The sequence below is a fragment of the Tissierella praeacuta genome (genome assembly GCF_040396155.1).
GTDB lineage: Bacteria > Bacillota > Clostridia > Tissierellales > Tissierellaceae > Tissierella > Tissierella praeacuta_A.
Genome location: NZ_JBEBOY010000001.1, coordinates 13894 through 35164 on the forward strand (window position 1 = coordinate 13894; position 21271 = coordinate 35164).

Sequence of the window (21271 nt, forward strand, 5' to 3'; positions counted from 1 at the left end):
TATTCTTTCTAATTGTTTATGTTTTTAAACTATAACCTATTATTCTATTACTACATAATACCTCTGAAATAATGACCATTTGTTATGTTTTTATCTTCTTTAAATTTATTTAAAAATTCTTTTACTTCCATTTCGTCTATTTTATTATTGATATAGTCATAGTGAATTCTTTGAATTTCTCTAATTCCCTTTGTCTCAATTGTAAAATCTAATCTCATCATTGAAATTCCACTATTTCTTATTTGATTTAAGCTATCTATTACCATTAATGGTACTGAATTGTAAATATTTGAAAATCCTCTTCTTCTATCCATATAGAAAACAGCATTCATTCTATCCTTTATGCCATATCCTTTGGAAAAATTGCAACTGCTACAATTCTTATCATCTTTACATCCCTTTACTAAAGACATAGGACAATGCTTAGTCACCATAAGAGGTAGATATCCGTATACAATGGCCTCTGTAAAGGCATGAGATGATTCTTCAATTTTTTTAATTTGATTTAAGTTTAATTCAGGTGATAATGTGATACTTTCTAAACCTGTATTATCTAGATAATCTAAGGTAAAACTATTAAATACATTTAAGCCTATATCTCCATGAATCTTTACATTAAATCTATCTTTCATATATTTTAAACTGCCTAAGTTAGATACAGAAATACCATCTAAATTTTCCTTTATAGGCTCTATAATCTCTCCTAAAGTTTCCAAGTCTTTTTGATATAAAATCTTGTCAGTCCAAATATATATCTCTTTATTATGTTTTTTGACTTTAGAAATTACCTCTTCTAAACCATTATAAAATCCTACATAAACTCTATCAAGTTTCTCTAAGTCCAATTTATTAAATTGTTCTATAGTGTTGACTCTTATACTTAGCTTATTGTTTATTTCTTTTTTAATATTCTTATGTCCAAAAAATCTCTGCTTTTTCTCATTATATATTTTTTCATCTATAGGCTTTCTTTTGTTTATATTCTTTACTTCCATATCTATTTTCTGTATTGCTTCTCGCCTAAGATGATTTAGTACTGATACTGGTAAATAAGAATTATCATCTAAATTTATATTTACATTGTTTAAAGTATAAGTAGTATCACCAAGTTTAGATAACTGCTCCACTACCTTTTCCTTTGTCAAAGAAACTTTTTCAGATTTTTCTACTTGTACATCAGATACTGCTATAACCATATTACCTTTAAACATAACCATTAGCTGTGGACCTTTTCCTATGTTTATATTTATTTCCATATCTATAGGTTTCTTTATATTTTCTTCTTGATAACTTGCTTTAGCACTATTTAATAGATTAACACTAGAAGTCTTATATACTAAAGAATCATTCAATATATATCCTGGCTTTTCCAGTTTCATAGTTGTCCCCTTTTTACCATGGAATGGAGCTTTTATACCTTTATACTCACCTCTTCCAGTAACAAACTCTAGTCCGTCACCTTCATTTACATCTTCTTCAAGTGATATAAAAACATTATATTTATCTGCTCTTGCTACTTTTCCTACTAGAACTCCTCTATTATCAGGTCTTTCTATGGTGATAAAATCTCTGCCAAAATCTCCAAATATTAAACCTTTGGTGAATCCTCTATTAAATATTTGTTCCACATCTTTTTTATCCTCTGGATTTAGATTTTTACTACCTTCATCTAATGCCTTCCTATAGTTCTTCACTACAGTGGCCACATATTCTGGTCTTTTCATTCTTCCTTCTATCTTTAAGGATATAATTCCACTATCAATTACTTCTTCAATTTCATTAATTGTATTTAAGTCTCTGGGACTAAGTAAATGTTTTTTCTCCCAGCCACTAATTGTATTTCCTTCTTTATCTACTAAAGAAGAAGGCATCCTACAAGGCTGTGCGCATTTACCCCTATTCCCGCTTCTACCTCCAATAAGACTGCTCATTAGGCATTGTCCCGAATAGCAAACACAAAGAGCCCCATGAATAAATGCTTCTAACTCAATGGGGGTATTTTTATGAATATATCTTATTTCATCAATAGGTGTTTCTCGAGCAAGTACAATTCTAGTAAATCCCATATTATAGACAAATTCTGCTCCTGGTAAATTATTTATTGTCATTTGTGTACTTCCATGAACATGAAAATCAGGAAAAAATTCTCTTATAAGATTAGCTAAACCTAAATCCTGTACAATAATAGCATCTACATCTATTTCATAAAGAAATTTTATATAATCTATTACATCTTCCATCTCAGAATTGTCTACTAAAATATTAACGGTTACATATACTTTAACTCCTCTTAAATGAGCATAAGTAATAGCATCTCTTAATTCCTCAGAATCAAAATTAGATGCATATTGTCTTGCATTAAAAAGCTTTCCACCTAAGTAAACTGCATTTGCCCCATTTTGTACAGCAGCATAAAGTGATTCCATACTACCTACTGGAGCCAGTAATTCAATATTATTATTCACAAGTATTAAACTTCCTCCTTGACAAATATATTTTTTTCCCTGTCTAATTTTCTTATTACTTCTCCCAATTCTTTTTTAGTTTCTATTAACTCAATTTGATTGTCAAATATCTTGTCCTGTAAAGATTTAATCATCTTTTGACTTTCTACAAGCTCTTTCTCCTTTAACTCCAAAGCTTGACTATTCTTTTTCATTTCCTTCATTATATTTTCATTTTCAATCTTGGTTTTAAGTAAATCATCTTTATACTCAGAACATTGTAGTTCCAAACTCTGTATAGTAGCCTTTGCTTTATCAAGCTCAGATATTAGATTCCCGTATTTCTCCATAGGGTCCTTAGCTTGGTTTTGTAATTTTTCTAATTTTGATTTAGTATTATAAAGCTCATCTGCAATATTTAAAGCTGCTAATGTAGCTGAACTTGTCTGACACAGTCTATCATTTTTACTTGATAATTCCTTAATTTTTTTATCAACATAGCTAGCTAGAAATCTAACATAATCTTCATTATCTGATCCCACAACTGTAAAGTTACGACCATCTATTAATATATTTATTTTGTTTTTTTCCGTCATAACTATACCACTCCTTTATAGTTTATATTAATATATTCGACGCAACTCTTAAATCTCCTTCTTTTTTTAGAAAAAAGAGTAGATGAATCTACTCTTTTTATGATCTGAGTTTTGCATCAAAGGTATCTTCTAAATCTTTGATAATAGATTTCTGAATATTATTTACTTCATCATCTCGAAGGGTTCTTTCATAGGATCTATAAGTAATAGAATATGCTACACTCTTCATGCCTTCTGGAATTTGATTTCCTGTATATATATCAAACAACTCTATTTTTTCTATCAATCCTTCACCATGTCTAGATATTATCTTTTGGATTTCTCCCACTAACACTTCTTCTTTAACTACTAAAGCTAAATCCCTAAGCATTGAAGGATACTTTGGCAATGGCTTATATTTGATTTCCAAATTTGTCAATTCCACTATTTTATCAAAATCTAATTGTGCAACATATATCCTGTCTTTTATATCATAATTTTCAGCTACATCAACATGGATTTCACCTAATATTCCTAGTTCTTCACCATTTAATATAAGCTTAGCTGTTCTACCTGGGTGGAAAGTTGAGTTATTCTCTTCTCTAATATATTCTACATCCTTAATTCCAAGTCTATATAATGTCTTATCTACAACCTCTTTTAGATAATAAAAATCTTTGTCTCCATATACTCCTAATGATAAAATTTTCTTTTCTTGCGGCAATTCTACTATAGGAAACTCCTTAGCTATAAATGTGTTTCCTATTTCATATAAGGCACACTGGGACACACCACGATTATAGTTTCTGCTAAGTAATTCTAACATATTAGGTATAAGAGTGGTTCTCATTACACTATAGTCTTCGCCCAGTGGATTCATAAGTTTTATATATTTCCTTAAATTATTATTTTCTGGAAGATTTATTTTATCATATGCTTTAGGACTAATAAATGAATAAGTCATTACTTCATTTAATCCTAATCCCTGTAGTATCTTTTTAGTTCTTTCTTCTATTCTTCTTGCTTTTGGTTTCTCTCCCCTAGTTAATACCCCTATTAAAGGCTTGCTCTCTATATTGTGGAAACCATAAAGCCTTCCAATTTCTTCGATTAAATCAACTTCTCTTTCAATATCTAATCTAAAAGTTGGTATTTTCACTTTAATTAATTCTTCTTCATTTTTAACTTCAAATCCCAATCCATTTAAATACTTAATCATATCTTCAAGAGAAATATCTATTCCTAAAAGTTCATTTACTCTAGTTGGTCTTACAGTTATTATATCTTCTTCTTTAACCTTTTTATATATATCTATATTTCCTTTAATAACAACACCAGCATTAATTTCCTCAATTAATTGACATACTCTCTCTACAGCAACTTGACTTAAATTTAGGCCAATTCCCTTTTCAAATCTAGTAGAAGCCTCTGTTCTTAGTCCAAATCTTTTTGATGTCAGTCTTACATTTTTACTATTAAAATTTGCACCTTCTAAAAGTACATATTTAGTATTCTTTGTAATTTCTGTATCAAATCCTCCCATAACTCCAGCTATTCCAATAGGTTTTTTAGCATCTGCTATAATTAAATCTGATGATTTAAGATTTCTTTCTACTTCATCTAGTGTTAATAGTTTTTCTCCATCTTCTGCTTGTCTTACAATTATTTTTCTACCATCAACCTTTTCCAAATCAAAAGCATGTAATGGCTCTCCATATTCAAGCATTACAAAATTTGTTATATCTACAATATTGTTTATAGGTCTTACTCCTGCCTCCATAAGCCTTGTTTGCATCCAAAGTGGTGATGGTTCTATTTTTACATCTTTTATTACTCTGGCATAATATCTATTGCAATTATCTGATGGTGCTTCAATAGAATCTAAATAATCCTTTATATCTTCAACTTCATTTTTTATACTGATTTCAGGCTCATTAAGGTCTATATTAAAAGTAGCCGCAGTTTCTCTTGCCATTCCTATAATACTTAAACAATCCGGTCTATTTGGAGTTATTTCAAATTCTATAACTTCACTATCTAACCCCATTATACTCACTATAGGAGTTCCCAATGTATATTCTTTATCTAATACAAAGATTCCATCCTTCATTTCTTTTGGGATAACATTGTCACTATATCCCAATTCCTTTAAAGAACATAACATTCCATAGGAGTCCACTCCTCTAAAATTAGTTTTATCTATAGTTATATTACCTGGCAATTTAGATCCTATTACAGCTACAGGTATATAATCATCTAATTTTAAATTAGCAGCACCAGTTACAATTTGTAAAGTCTCACTCCCTATATCTACTTTACATATTAAAAGTTTATCTGCATCTGGATGTTTTTCTATATTAATGATTTTTCCTACAACAACATTTTCTATGCCTTTATTTAAGGATATAATTGACTCCACATGAGAGCCAGACAGAGTAAGTTTATCTGCCAAGATCCTAGTCTCTTCCTTCGTTTCAATATAATCTTTTAACCATTTTACAGGTAATAGCATCTTTCCACTCCCTTTTCTATCTAGAATTGTTCCAAAAATCTATTGTCATTTTCAAATAATAATCTAATATTATCTATTCCATATTTAACCATAGTGATCCTGTCTATTCCCATACCAAAGGCAAATCCACTATATTTTTCCGAATCAATTCCACAATGCTCTAATACCTTTGGATGAACCATACCACATCCTAAAAGTTCCATACTCCATCCAGTATAGTTGCAATCTGGGCATCCTTTTCCTCTACATTTTAGACAAGATACATCTACTTCAGCAGATGGTTCAGTAAATGGAAAATAATGTGGCCTATATCTAGTTTTCATATCACTGCCAAACAATTCCTTTATAAATATATCTAAGGTATGAATAAGATTAGCCATAGTAATATTTTCCCCTACAACTAAACCTTCAAGTTGATGGAACATTGGCGAATGAGTATCGTCTACATCATCAAATCTAAAGGTTCTACCTGCAGATACGATTCTAAGAGGTGCACCCATTTCCTTCATTGCCCTAATTTGTACTGGAGAAGTATGAGTCCTTAAAAGTATATCATCAGTTATGTAGAATGTGTCTGATAAATCTCTGGAAGGATGATTCTCTGGAGAATTTAATGCATCAAAATTATTTTCAACTGTTTCTATCTCCGGTCCAGTAACTACTGAAAATCCCATGGATATAAATAGATCCTCTAATTCTTCAATTGTAGCCAAAAGCGGATGTCTATGACCTAGTTTTTCCTTATTTGTAGACATGGTTATATCTATCTTTTCCTTACTGATCTTAGCTGCTTTCATTTCTTCAGTTAATCTTTCTTTCATTGAAGAAATAGCATCTTCTAATTCATCTCTTACTTCATTGGCGATTTGTCCTACTATAGGTCTTTCTTCTGCTATTAATTTTCCCATATCTCTTAATACAGAAGTCAACTCGCCTTTCTTCCCTAAAAATTTTACCCTTAATTGTTCTATCTCTTCTAAAGCTGTCACTTCATTAATATTATTCAATGCAATTTCTTTAATTTCTAGTAGTTTTTCTCTCATATTTTCCTTCATATCTCTACTCCTTTGCCATAGTATAAAAACAAGACCTTTCAAAATAACAAAGGTCAAAATTTCAAAGTATTTACTCAATTATAGCACCTAGAATTTTAAAACTCAAGAAGTATTAGGTTCTCTGCTTCATTACTTCATACATTATAATGGAGGCTGCTACACCGGCATTTAAAGATTCTGCTCCTCCTAACATAGGTATATTTATTAGTTTATCAGATAAACTAAATACTTCCTCACTTACACCATTTGACTCATTGCCTATGGTTAAAACAAATCCTTCCTTAAAATTAGTTTTATATATAGGAATACTACCATTTAAAGATGTTGAATATATCTTTATATTTATACCCTTTAAACTTTTCAATTCATCAATACCATTAGAAACATAGTATAACGGGACTCTAAAAATAGAACCCATTGTAGCTCTAACTACCTTAGGATTATATGGATCCACGCACCCATTTGTAATTATTATACCATCTGCATTAAAAGCATCTGCTGTTCTAATTATGGTTCCCATATTTCCCGGATCTTGCACTCCATCTAGGAATAATAAGAAAGGTCTTTCTTTATCTTCAATTTCTTTAATATAATTATTTTCAATTCTAGCAACTCCCAATATTCCTTGGGGATTTTCAGTGTCTGATATTTCTTTGAAAATATTATTAGGTACATATATTGTCCTATCTAAATCTTTTATTTTATTAAAGAAATCTTCTCCATCCTTAATTTTAAAAATTTGATCTGTATATATAATATTTTTAATAGAATATCCATTATCTATTGCTTCCTCAATTACTTTTATACCTTCAATAATAAAAGAGTTGTTTTTTATTCTTCCTTTTTTTCTATATAGAGATTTTATTTCCTTTATCAATGGATTTTTAGTACTAGTGATTTCTAACATATTATTCACCAGCTTTTTGCTCTACTCTTTTTATATCCTTTGTACTTCCTATAATGACTAAAACATCACCTTGTTCAATAGTAACTTCTCCATTTGGTGAAACACTAATGCCATTTCCCCTTTTAATAGCCATTATATTAATTCCGTACTTAGTGGGCAACTTTAATTGGGCCAAAGATCTTTCTTCCCACTCTTTTAAGGCAGCAATTTCTAAAATACTATAATCTGGTGATAATTCAATAAAATCTAATATATTTGTAGATGCTAAATTATGAGCTACTCTAACACCCATATCTCTTTCAGGGAATATTATCTTATCAGCTCCTATTTTATTAAGAACTTTTCCATGAAGCTCTGATTGTGCCTTTGCAATTACTTTTTTAATACCTAGTTCCTTTACAACTAATGTTGCCATTATAGATGCTTCAATATCGGAACCAATCGCTACAACTGCCACATCAAAATTTCGCAATCCTAAATCCATCAATACCATTTCATCCATTACATCTGCTTGGACAGCATGGGTTACTTCATCAGATAACTCTTTAATGACTTCCTCAGAAATATCAATTGCTAAAACTTCATTACCTAAACTATATAAAGTTCGAGCAACAGCTGCACCAAATCTTCCACAGCCAATAACTACAAATGATTTCATACTAAACAACCCCCCTCTATCCTACCATAATATTTCCTTCTGAATATCTAAAGTTACTATGTCTGCTTTTTCTAGCAAATACATACGCCATAGTTAATGGTCCCACTCTACCTATATACATAGTTAAAATTATCATTATCTTACCAAAATGTGTAAGATTTGGTGTAAGTCCTCTCGTTAATCCAACAGTTGCAAAAGCTGATGTAGTTTCAAATAATACATCTAAAAAGTTAGCTGGTTCTGTTACTGTTAAAACAAAGGATACACCTAGTATTAAAATCATTCCCACAGTAGCTATAGCTAAAGATCTATTTATAACATCATAAGATATTCTTTTCCTAAATGCTACAATATCCTTATCTCCCCTTATTACTCCTATGGTAGTTAATATAAGAGTACCAAAAGTTGTAGTCTTTATTCCACCTCCTGTTGAACCAGGAGATCCTCCTATAAACATCAATATTATCATGAGAAATACAGTTGTATCATAAAGTCCTGCTAAGTTAACAGAGTAATATCCTGCCGTCCTAGGAATTACAGATTGAAAAAATGATGCAAGAAGTTTTTCAAAAACATTTAAGGGTTTTAGTGTAAGAGGATTATTATACTCTATCAAAAAAATCATTATCATCCCTACTAATATTAAAATTCCTGTAATTGATAACACCAATTTTGAATGTAGGCTAAGTTTTTTTAAACTTTTGTTTCTTGAAACATCTATATAAACAGAGAATCCAAGTCCTCCTAAGATTATTAAAGATGCTATAGTCATATTTATAATAAAATCTCCTACAAATGGGGCTATACTATCTCCAGTAAGGTCAAATCCTGCATTACAAAAAGCAGATATGGCATGAAATACTGAAAACCAAATTCCCTTTACCCTTCCATATATTGGTATGAACCTAGTTGATAATAGTAATGCTCCTATACCTTCTATGACAAAGGTGGAGAGTATAACGTATTTAGTCAATTTAACTAATCCCGACATGGTTTCCTGATTCAATTGTTCCTTTATTATAAGTCTTTCCTTTAATGTAATTTTCTTTCCGATAATCAATGCCCCGATGGTAGCCATAGTCATAAAGCCTAATCCACCCATTTGTATAAGTAAAATTATTATAATCTGCCCAAACAACGACCAGAACTCACCAGTATTTACAACTACTAACCCTGTAACACATACTGCCGAGGCAGAAGTAAATAAAGCATTGATAAAACCAATACTTTCACCATTTTGTGTGGCTATAGGCAAATTTAACAATATAGCTCCAATAAGTATTAGACTACCAAATCCTAAGGCTAAGACTCTTGGAGGATTTAATTTTACTCTTTTAAGTCTTTCTTTTATAAAACTCATAAAAATCCCCCCACCTTCTATAATACATATATTATCCCATAATCACAATAATATATAAAATAAAAGAAAAATAAAAGTCCCTTTATGGAACTTTTACTCTAATCTACAAATCTTATTAAATTGCAGCCTTTGCAATCTCTACTAATTTAGAGAAACCTGCTGCATCATGTATAGCCATTTCTGATAACATCTTTCTATTTACTTCAATATTTGCTTTTTTAAGACCATTAATAAATCTACTATAGCTCATTCCGTTTAATCTTGTTGCAGCATTAATTCTTGCAATCCAAAGTTTTCTAAAATCTCTTTTTCTTTGTTTACGTCCTATATATGCATAATTAAGTGATTTCATAACAGCTTGGTTAGCAGTTCTGAATAACTTAGATTTCGCTCCGTAATAACCTTTGGCTTGTTTTAATACTTTTTTATGTCTTTTCTTGGCATTTACTGCTCTTTTTACTCTTGCCATCTCTAGTACCTCCCGTATTCCTAATATAGTTTTATAACGAATAGAAAAGTTCTAATCTTTCCTCTTTTATTTCAAGAACTTTTCATAAATAAGTTTCAAGAAAAGCTAATTCTAATAATCTTTTCTTATTATGGTATCATTGAATCTATTCTTCTTTGGTCACCTTTACTTACTAAAGTACCTTGTCTTAGATTTCTCACTCTCTTTGGTGATTTTTTACCAGTCTTATGGCTCTTATAAGCCTTAAATCTCTTTAATAATCCTGAACCAGTTCTTTTAAATCTTTTTGCTGATGCTCTATGAGTTTTCATTTTTGCCATGATGTTACCTCCCTTATTACTCAGTTTTTGGCGTTAAATACATTACCATACTTCTTCCTTCTAATTTTGCTGACTTTTCTATTGTTCCAACTTCTTCAGTTAATTTAGCAAAATCATTTAATACTTCCTTACCAATTTCTGTATGTCCCATTTCTCTACCCCTAAATCTAACAGATACCTTAACTTTATCTCCTGATTGTAAAAATTTACTAGCCGTTCTAGCCTTTACATTTAGGTCATGGGATTCAATATTAGGTGTTAGTCGAATTTCCTTAATATTAATCACCTTTTGATTTTTTCTAGCCTCTTTTTCCTTTTTAGCTAACTCATACTTGTATTTTCCATAATCCATTATCCTACATACTGGTGGATTAGCGGTTGGAGCTATCTTTACCAAATCTAGCTTTTTATCTTCTGAAATCTCCATTGCCTTTCTTATAGGCAAAATTCCAAGTTGTGTTCCATCTACATCAATTAGCCTTACTTCTTTATCTCTGATCTCTTCATTAATTTGAAGCTCTTTGATAGTACAGCACCTCCTAAGTTTTTCAAAAAAAATTAAAAACGGGTATAGAATACCCGCTTAAATTCACAAAAACATGAGCCTTATATAATAAAGACTATTTTTTTCATCTAAAACCTTATGAGCAAAGCTATAAGGTGAGAAGCGGACACTTCTACTTATACCCAATATTTAGTTTACCCTATGATTATACATTAGGTACAGTTGTTTGTCAATTATTTTTTATATTTTAGTCGTGATTTTCCAAAATAAACAAAATACTAAAAATACTTCTTCTATATTTTATTTTAGAATCAATCTTTCAAAAGAAATAATATATAAAAGCTTCCTTTACATAATTCTATTTATAATAAGGGAAACTCCTATTCCAATTAATGTATCAATTACCCTATTTAAAGCAAAGTACATAGGGGCTATATCTCCTCCATGGGAAATAGTTATGCTAAAGAAAACAACACAGCTAATATAAGCAGAGCTACTGGATTTCAAAAATACATTTGTATATATAATTGGAATTAGAAACAAACTTAAAATCAAATAATGAATATAGTTAAATAATTCAACATTTAAAAAATTTATTAATACTATTGCTAAAAATCCATATGTTCCTCCTATTAATGTACCTATCAACCTGTTTTTACCCGTTTTAAAACCGTTAATATGATCATTTTGCATGCAAAGAATCGCAGCTATTGCTGAATAGAAAGGTATTCCTTTTCTCATGAAATTTATTAAGAAACATATATATACAGCTATAACTGTTTTAATAACTCTCATTCCTGGAAGTTTTATATTTTTATGATTTTTAACCATGATTTCATCACCATTATACCTCTCAAGGATTATTTAAAATTAACTCTATCTATAGTATATGATAACAAATAATAATAACTTTGAATAGATAGTATATAGGCTAAATTATGGCATTTTTATATAAGTTTTTATATGCATTTTCATATTCATCTGTCCAAAGATTATTGTCTTTTAATGCTCTAATTAAGGTATTAGCTATATTAGTAGGAATCTCAGAAATATATATCCCACATTCTTTCATTATTCTTATTTTTTCATCTGCTGTACCTTTACCTGATGAAATAATTGCTCCAGCATGCCCCATTCTTTTTCCTGAAGGTGCAGTTTTACCACTGATAAATCCTACTACTGGTTTTTTCATATTTTCTTTAATCCAATATGCAGCTTTCTCCTCTGCATTTCCACCTATTTCCCCTATCATAATTACAGCATCAGTATTTTCATCCTCATTAAATGCATTTAGTACATCAATGAAATCCGTTCCATTTATAGGGTCTCCACCAATTCCTATGGCTGTAGATTGTCCTATTCCTCTTTGTGATAATTGATAAACTGCTTCGTATGTTAAAGTACCAGAACGAGATACAACACCTATCTTTCCTTTTTTGTGTATATATCCTGGCATAATACCAATTTTACACTCATCAGGAACTACAATTCCCGGACAATTTGGTCCTATTAATCTGGTCTTTTTACCTTCCATATATTTTTTAACTACTATCATATCCTTTATAGGAATATGTTCTGTAATACAAATTACCATATCTAATTCAGCATCTACAGCTTCTAAAATAGCATCTGCTGCAAACTTTGCGGGAACATATATTATAGATACATTTGCTCCAGTCTTATCCACAGCCTCTTTTACAGTATTAAATACAGGCACTCCCTCAATTTCCATATCTCCCTTACCCGGAGTTACTCCAGCCACTATATTTGTCCCATATTCTAGCATTTGTTTTGTATGATAAATAGCCGTGCTACCTGTTATTCCTTGCACCATTAATTTAGTAGATCTATCAACCCATATACTCATTACCTATCCCTCCTACTTAATTAACTCTAATATTTTCTGAGCACCTTCACCCATATCTTTCACTGCAAATACATTTAAATTGGCTTTTTTTATTATATCTGTACCTAAATCTACATTAGTTCCTTCTAGTCTAATTACTACTGGAACCTTTAATTCTAATTCTTTAGCAGCATTTACAATCCCTTTAGCTATTACATCACATTTCATTATTCCACCAAATATATTTACGAATATGCCCTTAACTTTTTCATCAGATAATATTATTTCAAAAGCTTTCTTAACATTTTCTTCAGTTGCACTTCCGCCAACATCTAAAAAATTTGCTGGCTCACCACCATAAAACTTTATTATATCCATAGTTGCCATGGCTAAACCTGCTCCATTTACCATACACCCTATATTTCCATCTAAAGATATATAAGATAATCCATATTTTGATGCTTCTGTTTCCTTTTCATCTTCCTCTGTTAGGTCCCTATAATCAAGTATAGTCTTATTTCTAAATATACTATTTTCATCAAAGTTCATCTTTGCATCTAATGCAATTAATTTATTCTCCTCAGTGACCACTAAGGGATTTATCTCCACTAATACACAATCATTCTCAACAAAAAGTTTATATAAATTCATCATAAGTTTTACTGCTTCATTTATTATTTCCGAGGGAATATTAATATTAAAACATACTCTCCTAGCTTGGAATTCAGTTAATCCTACTATACAGTCTATAGGCTCTTTATAAACCGTATCTGGACTTTTCGATGCTATCTTTTCGATTTCAGTTCCACCTTCTTCAGAAGCAATAAGAGTTATCCCTGATGTATCTCTATCTAATACAAATCCCAGATAATATTCCTTGTTGATATTACATCCTTCTTCAATTAAAACAGCATTAACCTCTTTTCCTTCTTTCCCAGTCTGATGGGTCACCAGTTTTTTACCCAAGAGTTCTTTAGCATATTTTTTTACTTCGTCTATTGATTCAGCTATTTTAACTCCACCTGCTTTTCCTCTTCCTCCTGCATGGATCTGAGCCTTTACAACTGCTATATCAGTGCCTATTGTCCAACATGTAGGTTCTGCATCTTTGACATCATATATAACCTTTCCATTAGGCACTGGAATTCTATAATTTCTCAATAGTTCCTTTGCTTGATACTCATGAATATTCATTTTATACCTCCAATTCTATTTTTATAAAAAAATAACTCAACAATTTTTGCTGAGTTATTACAATTATTTTTACAGAATAAAAAAACCTTTCTGCAATAGAAAGGATATTATCAATATAGTAGAATAAATATTTAATCTACTTTATAAATAACACCTCCTCATCCGCGTGAGTAATAAACAGCGTTTTTCCATTGGCAGGTCTCCTGACTTAAGAATAACAAATCTTACACCTTCCCATATACTAATACAGTGGTATCCGTAAGATTCTATCCATCACAGTGGCGGGACCGTGTCGGAATTTAACCGAACTTCCCTTTTAAATAATCCTATTATAAGATTATACCAATGGTCAAAGTATTAAATTTTAAGTAAAATATATCATAGCAAATTTGAATTGTCAAATTTAAGATTTTATTTGTCGTTATATTAATAAAAAACTTTCTCCATTAATTCATAATAGAGAAAGTCTATCTAATTATATTTACTTTGCTAATTCATATAGTGCATGAGCATATATTTTAGTTATCTTTATTAAATGCTCTATAGATATATATTCATCTTTCTGATGTGCAACATCTGGTTGACCTGGAAACATTGGTCCAAATGCTACTGCATTATCCATTACTCTAGCATAAGTTCCTCCGCCAATTGTAATCGGCTCTCTTTCTAAATCTTCAGTTTGTTCTTTATATACCTCCATTAATTTTTCAACTAAAAAATTATTTTTAGGTACATATAAAGGTTTCGTATCCCCTTTACCTTCTACTAATTCAACTTTTGTTCCTTCAATATTTTTTCTTATTCCATCATATACTTCTTTTGCACTGCTTTTTATAGGATATCTTACATTTATAGTTAATTTTATTTTATCTTCTTCTAATTTTATAATTCCGGGATTAAAATTCAACTTACCTGATACATCATCTTCAAGACCGCACCCAATGCCTTCTCCATAATGTTTAAATCCTATTCCCTCATTATAAAAATTGATAAATTCACAAAGCTCACATTTTCCTTCCATAAAATATGATAATGCATCCATTAAATAAGATATTGCATTATATCCTTTTTCAGGAGTACTTCCATGGGCTGATATTCCCTTAGCCATTACTTTAACAATATTGTCATTTATATCAATATCCACTGGATTATTTTTTTCTTTTTTATATTTTTTAAATTTATCTTCAAGTTTAGCTATATCTTTAACTTCTAAAACAGCCTCTGCATAATCTGGTACCATATTAGGTGCATTTCCACCTTTTAAATCTACAAGTTTAATCCCGCAGCATCCATTTGAATTTAATTTCTGTACTAAATCAAATACTATTATTCCTTTTTCTCCATAAATCACAGGAAAATCTGCATCAGGAGAGAATGCCATTGTTGGTGGCTTTTCATGTTTGAAATAATAGTCCATACAACCCCATCCACTTTCTTCATTTGTACCAAATATTATTCTAATTTTTCTATTAAGATTTACGCCAGATTCTTTTAATGCTTTCATGGCATAAAGAGTAGATATAGCGGGACCCTTATCATCTATAGTTCCTCTGCCAAATATTTTATCATCATGGATTTCTCCTCCATATGGAGGATAAGTCCAGCCTGTACCTTCTGGTACAACATCTAGATGAACCAAAACACCTACACTTTCTTCTCCTTCTCCAAATTCTGCATATCCAGCATAACCTTCTAAATTTTTAGTTTCAAATCCCAAACTTTTAGATAATTCCAAGGCATACTCCAAAGCTTTATATGGTCCTTCACCAAAGGGCATATTTGGTTTAGTTTCTTCTTCTACACTTTTAATTTTAATGATTTCTTGAGTTGATTTAACAATTTCTTCCTTGTAATCATCAATTAAATTAATGTAATTCATTTGGTCATCTCTCCTTTCATATCTATCACTATTATACCTTTCTTGTTATTTTCTCACAACTTTTATATTTTCTTTTATAGAAATTGAATTAAATGGTTACACTATTTTTAGAACAATATATGAGGTGGGGATAAATTGAAAAAGAAAAGGATAATATTTTTATTTCTAGTATTAGGGTTGATTGCATCCTCTATACTTATTTACGATGGCTTTTTCCCAACTGCCAGTTTCTCATCCTTTAGAATTAGAGATAGATTAGCAGTATGGGGAATCACTCTAGTCCTATTTATTCTTTATATAAAAACAGATACAAACCCGCAACTGGTCCCCTCTGTTTTATCTATTGAAAAAGATTCAGGAAGAGAAAAAGACAAGTCAGATGTATCCTTCAAAGACGTGGCAGGATTAGAAGAAATAAAAGAGGAACTACAAGAGACCATAGACTTTATCAACAATTCTATGAAGTACAAAAAAATGGGGGCCAAAATACCTAAAGGTATTTTATTTCATGGTCCACCTGGTACTGGTAAAACTCTGTTGGCTAAAGCAGTAGCTGGGGAAACTAATTCAACATTTCTCTATGCATCTGGTTCAGAATTCGTAGAAAAATATGTAGGAGTAGGTGCTAAAAGGGTTAGAACTCTATTTGAAAGAGCAAAAAAGGAAGCACCAAGCATTATCTTTATAGATGAAATAGACGCCATAGGTGCAAGGAGAAATCTAGAATCCAATAATGAAAAGGATCAAACTTTAAACCAACTTTTAGTAGAAATGGATGGATTTAATACTGATGAAACTATTATAGTAATAGGTGCAACAAATAGAATAGATTTATTGGATGAAGCCTTACTTAGGCCTGGAAGATTTGACAGACATATATTTGTAGGTAACCCTAATATACGAGCTAGAGAACAAATCTTAGAAGTTCATACAAAGAATAAACCATTAGATAAGTCTATTGATATTAAAATGATTGCCAAAAAAACCACTGGACTATCTGGAGCACAACTAGCTAATATTGCCAATGAAGCAGCTATTATTGCAGTTAGGAAAAATAAAAACATTATATCTTTAAATGAATTTGATGCAGCTATTGAACGAGTCTTAGCAGGACTTGAAGTCAAAAATCCTTCTGTGCTTAAAAAAGAAAAAGAAACTGTAGCAATACATGAAGCTGGGCATGCTTTAGTTGGTAAAATTCTAGAAACTGATATAGTTCAAAAGATATCAATAATCCCAAGAGGTCAAGCTTTAGGATATGTACTTAAATTCCCAGATGAAGAAAGATATTTACTAACCCAATCAGAATTAAAAAATAAAATCACTTGCTTACTGGCTGGTAGAGCTGCTGAAGAATTAATATTTAAGGAAATCACCACAGGTGCTAAAAATGATTTAAATCAAGCCACAGATATAGCTAGGGAAATGGTATGCAGTTATGGTATGAGCAGCTTAGGCACTATGGCCTTAGATGAGAACTTCATGAAGTATAATTCTGATATAATCAGAATTGAAATTAAGAAAATTACAGACGAAAGATATAGTGAAGCACTTAGAATTATAGATGAAAACAAATATTTACTTCACTATATTTCTAATACTTTGCTAGAGAAAGAAACTATCGATAGTGATGAATTAGATAATATATTTAAATTGTATAAAAAGCCATTACCTTATGCAAGTGAATCCAATTAAAAAGGAAGAGTCATGACTCTTCCTTTTTTGATATTATTTCCTTTTTTCTTTTACTTCTTCATTTACTTGAGCAATAAAGTCTTCAACTTTAATTTGTCCCTTATCTCCTTCGTCTCTCTTCCTTACAGAAACTAATTTTTCCTCTACTTCTTTTTCCCCTACTACTAACATATAAGGTATTTGCTGTAACTGAGCTTCTCTAATCTTGTAACCTATTTTCTCAGCTCTAGTATCTAGTTCAACTCTAATACCTTTACCAGACATTTCTTTCTTGATTTCATAAGCATAATCATTAAATTTATCTGATATTGGAAGAATAATTGCCTGTACAGGGGCCAACCATACTGGGAACTTACCTGCAAAATGTTCTATTAATATTCCCATAAATCTTTCCATACTACCAAATATAGTTCTATGAATCATTACTGGTCTTTTCTTTTCATTGTCTTTATCTACATAAGTTATATCAAATCTTTCTGGCATTTGAAAATCTAATTGAATTGTACCACATTGCCAAGTTCTACCTATAGCATCCTCTAGTTGGAAATCAATCTTTGGTCCATAGAATGCACCATCGCCTTCATTTACGATATAATTTATGCCTTTTTCCTCTAAGGCTTCTATAAGACCATTTGTAGCTATTTCCCATTGTTCATCAGATCCCATTGAATTTTCTGGCCTAGTAGATAATTCAATATAATATTTAAATCCAAATACATTATATATATAATCAGCTAAGTTTATTATATTAACCAATTCTTCTTTTATCTGAGATGGTAATACAAATAAATGGGCATCATCTTGAGTAAATGACCTAACCCTCATTAGTCCATGTAATGCTCCTGAAAGCTCATGTCTATGAACTAATCCAAGTTCTCCCCATCTTAGAGGTAAATCTCTATAACTATACATTTTTGATTTATATACTAAAATAGACCCAGGACAGTTCATTGGTTTAATTGCATAGTCACCTTCATCAATCTTAGTAAAATACATGTTTTCTTTATAATGATCCCAGTGTCCTGATTGATGCCATAATCTCTCATTTAATATTAGAGGTGTCTTTATCTCATCATAACCAGCTTTAGTGTGCTCCTCCCTCCAGAAATTTTCTAATATATTTCTTAAAACCATTCCCTTTGGATGGAAGAATGGGAATCCTGGACCCTCTTCATGAATACTAAATAAATCCAATTCCTTACCTAATTTTCTATGGTCTCTTTTTTTCGCCTCTTCTAGCATATGAAGATATTCTTCTAGATCCTTTTTCTTTTCATAAGTTGTTCCGTAAATTCTTTGAAGCATTTTATTCTTCTCATCTCCACGCCAGTAAGCCCCTGCAATACTTAAAAGTTTAACAGCTTTAACTTTCTTAGTATCATATAAATGAGGACCTGCACAAAGGTCAGTAAACTCCCCTAATTTATAGAAAGATATTTCTTCATTTTCTGGAAAATGCTCAATTAAATCAACTTTATATACTTCTTCTTTTTCCTTGAAATATTCAAGTGCTTCATTTCTATCCATTACATATCTCTCAAGAACATAACCTTCTTTTGCTATTTTAGCCATTTCTTTTTCAATTTTCTCTAAATCCTCTGGAGTAAATCTGTGGTCTGTATCAAAATCATAATAAAATCCATTTTCTATTGCAGGTCCTATGGCAAATTTAACTCCAGGGAAGAGCTTTTGTACTGCAAGAGCCATTATATGGGCTGATGTATGCCAAAATATAGCCTTTCCTTCTTTATCTTCAAATTTAACTACTCTAAATGAAGAATCTTCATCAATAGTTTCCTGCATTCCTTTTGTTTCACCATTTACAACTGCACCAAGAGCAACTCTTGCTAATCCTTCTGATATATCCTTAGTGACATCATATACAGATACACCTTTATCGTATTCTCTAACAGCACCATCTGGTAGTGTAATCTTAATCCTTTCCATATCCTATTCCTCCTATTTATTTAATTAATAGCCATTTCCATTCACAATTAAAACATTATTGACCTACATCAACTCGCTACGCTCGTTGTGTTAGGTCATTTCCCACAGTTTCGAACACCAATTTATTTGCTCGCTACGCTCACATAAATTGGGTTCTCATTGCGTTTGACCTACATCAACTCGCTACGCTCGTTGTGTTAGGTCATAAAAAAACCTTTCGTTCCTACATATTTCTATGTAGGGACGAAAGGCTAAATTTTCCGTGGTTCCACCCTAATTACTTCTCAATATAAATAACGCTAATAAGCGGAAATCCTTCAATTGGATTCGGTTCAGGGGTAGTTTTCATATATCTTTCTCATAAGAAGACTTCCAGCCACGATCTTCTCTCTCTACATGGAAATAATATATTACTCTTCCCATCAACACCTATAATATTAAAGTAGAATATATTTTAACATTATCATATCTATCTGTCAAGATAACTATTCATACTTATACCATAATTTTTATTATTTTAAACATTTAATTATCTCTTCTATGGAAAGACTTTCTTGTTCCCCTGTTTTCATATTTCTAAGGGAATAAGCTTTATTCTCAACTTCTTCTTGTCCTATTACTATTACATAAGGAATATTTAATTTATCTGCATAATTAAAGATTTTTCCTATCTTCCCTGACTCTAAGTATATTTGAGTATATATACCTTCTTTTCTTAATTCATTAGCTATTTCAACACCATTCTCCATACAACCTTTCATAGGAATAACTAATGCTGTAGTCAGGGACTTATCAGTAGATTTAATAATATTAGCCTCCATTAACTGATAGAAAAGTCTAGTAAGACCAATACAAATGCCTACTCCTGGCAATCTTTGTTTTGTATAGTGAGTAGCTAAATCATCATATCTGCCGCCAGAACAAACTGAACCTATTGATAAATAATTATCTAAAAAAGTTTCATATACAGTACCAGTATAGTAATCAAGACCTCTAGCAATAGTTAAATCTATTGCATAATTATCCTCTGGTACACCAAATAGTCCTACATATTTAATTACTGTAGCCAACTCTTCTAAACCTTCTATAAATACCTCATTATCAATTTCTAATTCTCTAAGTCTTGATAATATTTCTTGATTACTTCCCTTTATACTAATAAAGTCTTTAATCTTATCTACTATATCCGTACTAATTCCTAACTCTCCAAGTTCCTTTTCTACACCCTCTATTCCTATTTTATCTAATTTATCTACGGCTCTAAGTACTGAGGCTGGATCTTCTATATCGATATTTTGGAAAAATCCATTTAATATTTTTCTATTATTTATCTTTATAGTAAACTCTTCAAATCCTAACTCTTTAAAAGTAGAATAAATAACAGAAGGTATCTCTGCATCATTGATAATATCTATTGTTCCATTCCCTATTATATCTATATCACATTGATAAAACTCTCTAAATCTGCCTTTTTGGTTTCTCTCTCCCCTATATACTTTTCCAATTTGATATCTTCTAAATGGAAAGCTTAATTCTGAATAATGCTGAGCTACATACCTTGCTAAAGGCACAGTCAAATCAAATCTCAACGACATATCCGTACTGCCCTTTTCAAATCTATAAATTTGTTTTTCAGTTTCTCCTCCACCTTTGGCTAAAAGCACCTCTGTTTTTTCTATAACAGGCGTATCTACGGGAAGAAATCCAAACTTCTCATAATTCTTTCTAATGGTATCTAACATTTTATTAAATAAAATCTGATCTGTTGGTGTTAACTCCATAAAGCCCGGTAAAATCGATGGCTTAACTATATTTTTACTCATATTATACCTCCATATGTATCCTTTTATAATATAATAACAGATAAAATCATTATTTCCAATCTATTATTTATTAAAAAAGAAG

At 30.8% G+C, this 21271-nt stretch carries 17 protein-coding genes, 1 riboswitch and 1 other annotated feature; of the genes, 1 reads left to right on the forward strand and 16 read right to left on the reverse strand.

Features of this window, described 5'->3' with window-relative positions:
* Window positions 1-50: 50 nt before the first annotated feature.
* The 14 genes from ABWP20_RS00055 to pepV form a co-directional block, all read right to left on the reverse strand.
* Window positions 51-2465 carry a U32 family peptidase gene (locus ABWP20_RS00055; protein ID WP_353092502.1) on the reverse strand — a complete coding sequence of 805 codons (2415 nt, stop codon included), beginning with the start codon at window positions 2463-2465 and terminating at the stop codon, window positions 51-53.
* A 5-nt stretch (window positions 2466-2470) separates the two neighbouring features.
* Entirely contained in the window at window positions 2471-3040 is a 570-nt protein-coding gene (locus ABWP20_RS00060; RefSeq protein ID WP_353092504.1) for a cell division protein ZapA, read from the reverse strand.
* 97 nt (window positions 3041-3137) lie between these two features.
* Window positions 3138-5531: a phenylalanine--tRNA ligase subunit beta gene (gene pheT / locus ABWP20_RS00065; protein WP_353092506.1), complete on the reverse strand. Its 2394-nt coding sequence runs from the start codon at window positions 5529-5531 to the stop codon at window positions 3138-3140.
* A gap of 20 nt (window positions 5532-5551) precedes the next feature.
* On the reverse strand, window positions 5552-6574 hold the full coding sequence (pheS, locus tag ABWP20_RS00070; protein WP_353092924.1) for a phenylalanine--tRNA ligase subunit alpha: 1023 nt from the start codon (window positions 6572-6574) through the stop codon (window positions 5552-5554).
* Window positions 6575-6698: 124 nt separating this feature from the next.
* Window positions 6699-7493, reverse strand: a complete 795-nt coding sequence (gene rlmB, locus ABWP20_RS00075) for a 23S rRNA (guanosine(2251)-2'-O)-methyltransferase RlmB (protein ID WP_353092508.1) — start codon at window positions 7491-7493, stop codon at window positions 6699-6701.
* A 1-nt stretch (window position 7494) separates the two neighbouring features.
* On the reverse strand, window positions 7495-8151 hold the full coding sequence (locus ABWP20_RS00080; protein ID WP_353092510.1) for a potassium channel family protein: 657 nt from the start codon (window positions 8149-8151) through the stop codon (window positions 7495-7497).
* Between the two features lie 16 nt (window positions 8152-8167).
* Window positions 8168-9511, reverse strand: a complete 1344-nt coding sequence (locus ABWP20_RS00085) for a TrkH family potassium uptake protein (RefSeq protein WP_353092512.1) — start codon at window positions 9509-9511, stop codon at window positions 8168-8170.
* A 115-nt stretch (window positions 9512-9626) separates the two neighbouring features.
* A complete protein-coding gene (gene rplT / locus ABWP20_RS00090) occupies window positions 9627-9980 on the reverse strand; it encodes a 50S ribosomal protein L20 (protein ID WP_353092514.1) in 354 nt (117 codons plus the stop codon).
* A gap of 128 nt (window positions 9981-10108) precedes the next feature.
* Complete coding sequence (rpmI, locus tag ABWP20_RS00095) at window positions 10109-10300, reverse strand: 50S ribosomal protein L35 (RefSeq protein WP_353092515.1); 192 nt, start codon at window positions 10298-10300, stop codon at window positions 10109-10111.
* A gap of 16 nt (window positions 10301-10316) precedes the next feature.
* A complete protein-coding gene (gene infC, locus ABWP20_RS00100) occupies window positions 10317-10859 on the reverse strand; it encodes a translation initiation factor IF-3 (protein WP_353092926.1) in 543 nt (180 codons plus the stop codon).
* 294 nt (window positions 10860-11153) lie between these two features.
* A complete protein-coding gene (locus ABWP20_RS00105) occupies window positions 11154-11636 on the reverse strand; it encodes an FUSC family protein (protein WP_353092517.1) in 483 nt (160 codons plus the stop codon).
* Between the two features lie 100 nt (window positions 11637-11736).
* Window positions 11737-12672, reverse strand: coding sequence for a succinate--CoA ligase subunit alpha (sucD, locus tag ABWP20_RS00110; protein WP_353092519.1), 936 nt, complete (start codon window positions 12670-12672; stop codon window positions 11737-11739).
* 12 nt (window positions 12673-12684) lie between these two features.
* Window positions 12685-13845, reverse strand: a complete 1161-nt coding sequence (gene sucC / locus ABWP20_RS00115) for an ADP-forming succinate--CoA ligase subunit beta (protein WP_353092521.1) — start codon at window positions 13843-13845, stop codon at window positions 12685-12687.
* Between the two features lie 176 nt (window positions 13846-14021).
* A riboswitch (cobalamin riboswitch) is annotated at window positions 14022-14207 on the reverse strand.
* A gap of 119 nt (window positions 14208-14326) precedes the next feature.
* A complete protein-coding gene (gene pepV / locus ABWP20_RS00120) occupies window positions 14327-15724 on the reverse strand; it encodes a dipeptidase PepV (RefSeq protein ID WP_353092523.1) in 1398 nt (465 codons plus the stop codon).
* Between the two features lie 135 nt (window positions 15725-15859).
* Here pepV and ftsH point away from each other — a divergent pair, with 135 nt between their 5' ends.
* Window positions 15860-17419: an ATP-dependent zinc metalloprotease FtsH gene (gene ftsH / locus ABWP20_RS00125; RefSeq protein ID WP_353092525.1), complete on the forward strand. Its 1560-nt coding sequence runs from the start codon at window positions 15860-15862 to the stop codon at window positions 17417-17419.
* Window positions 17420-17452: 33 nt separating this feature from the next.
* On the opposite strand, the gene thrS is transcribed toward ftsH, so the two are convergent.
* Together thrS and hisS are read right to left on the reverse strand one after the other, a co-directional pair.
* Complete coding sequence (thrS, locus tag ABWP20_RS00130; protein WP_353092527.1) at window positions 17453-19366, reverse strand: threonine--tRNA ligase; 1914 nt, start codon at window positions 19364-19366, stop codon at window positions 17453-17455.
* 236 nt (window positions 19367-19602) lie between these two features.
* Window positions 19603-19801: a binding site (T-box leader), on the reverse strand.
* Between the two features lie 77 nt (window positions 19802-19878).
* Window positions 19879-21189 (reverse strand): histidine--tRNA ligase, encoded by a 1311-nt coding sequence (hisS, locus tag ABWP20_RS00135; protein ID WP_353092529.1) that lies wholly within the window; start codon window positions 21187-21189, stop codon window positions 19879-19881.
* Window positions 21190-21271 lie beyond the last annotated feature (82 nt).

What these genes read in the sequence shown, in the direction of transcription:
- ABWP20_RS00060 (WP_353092504.1), bottom strand. Translation starts at nt 3,040, where the DNA reads ATGACGGAAAAAAACAAAATAAATATATTAATAGATGGTCGTAACTTT.
- pheT (WP_353092506.1), bottom strand. Translation starts at nt 5,531, where the DNA reads ATGCTATTACCTGTAAAATGGTTAAAAGATTATATTGAAACGAAGGAA.
- pheS (WP_353092924.1), bottom strand. Translation starts at nt 6,574, where the DNA reads ATGAGAGAAAAACTACTAGAAATTAAAGAAATTGCATTGAATAATATT.
- rlmB (WP_353092508.1), bottom strand. Translation starts at nt 7,493, where the DNA reads ATGTTAGAAATCACTAGTACTAAAAATCCATTGATAAAGGAAATAAAA.
- ABWP20_RS00080 (WP_353092510.1), bottom strand. Translation starts at nt 8,151, where the DNA reads ATGAAATCATTTGTAGTTATTGGCTGTGGAAGATTTGGTGCAGCTGTT.
- ABWP20_RS00085 (WP_353092512.1), bottom strand. Translation starts at nt 9,511, where the DNA reads ATGAGTTTTATAAAAGAAAGACTTAAAAGAGTAAAATTAAATCCTCCA.
- rplT (WP_353092514.1), bottom strand. Translation starts at nt 9,980, where the DNA reads ATGGCAAGAGTAAAAAGAGCAGTAAATGCCAAGAAAAGACATAAAAAA.
- rpmI (WP_353092515.1), bottom strand. Translation starts at nt 10,300, where the DNA reads ATGGCAAAAATGAAAACTCATAGAGCATCAGCAAAAAGATTTAAAAGA.
- ABWP20_RS00105 (WP_353092517.1), bottom strand. Translation starts at nt 11,636, where the DNA reads ATGGTTAAAAATCATAAAAATATAAAACTTCCAGGAATGAGAGTTATT.
- sucD (WP_353092519.1), bottom strand. Translation starts at nt 12,672, where the DNA reads ATGAGTATATGGGTTGATAGATCTACTAAATTAATGGTGCAAGGAATA.
- sucC (WP_353092521.1), bottom strand. Translation starts at nt 13,845, where the DNA reads ATGAATATTCATGAGTATCAAGCAAAGGAACTATTGAGAAATTATAGA.
- pepV (WP_353092523.1), bottom strand. Translation starts at nt 15,724, where the DNA reads ATGAATTACATTAATTTAATTGATGATTACAAGGAAGAAATTGTTAAA.
- thrS (WP_353092527.1), bottom strand. Translation starts at nt 19,366, where the DNA reads ATGGAAAGGATTAAGATTACACTACCAGATGGTGCTGTTAGAGAATAC.
- hisS (WP_353092529.1), bottom strand. Translation starts at nt 21,189, where the DNA reads ATGAGTAAAAATATAGTTAAGCCATCGATTTTACCGGGCTTTATGGAG.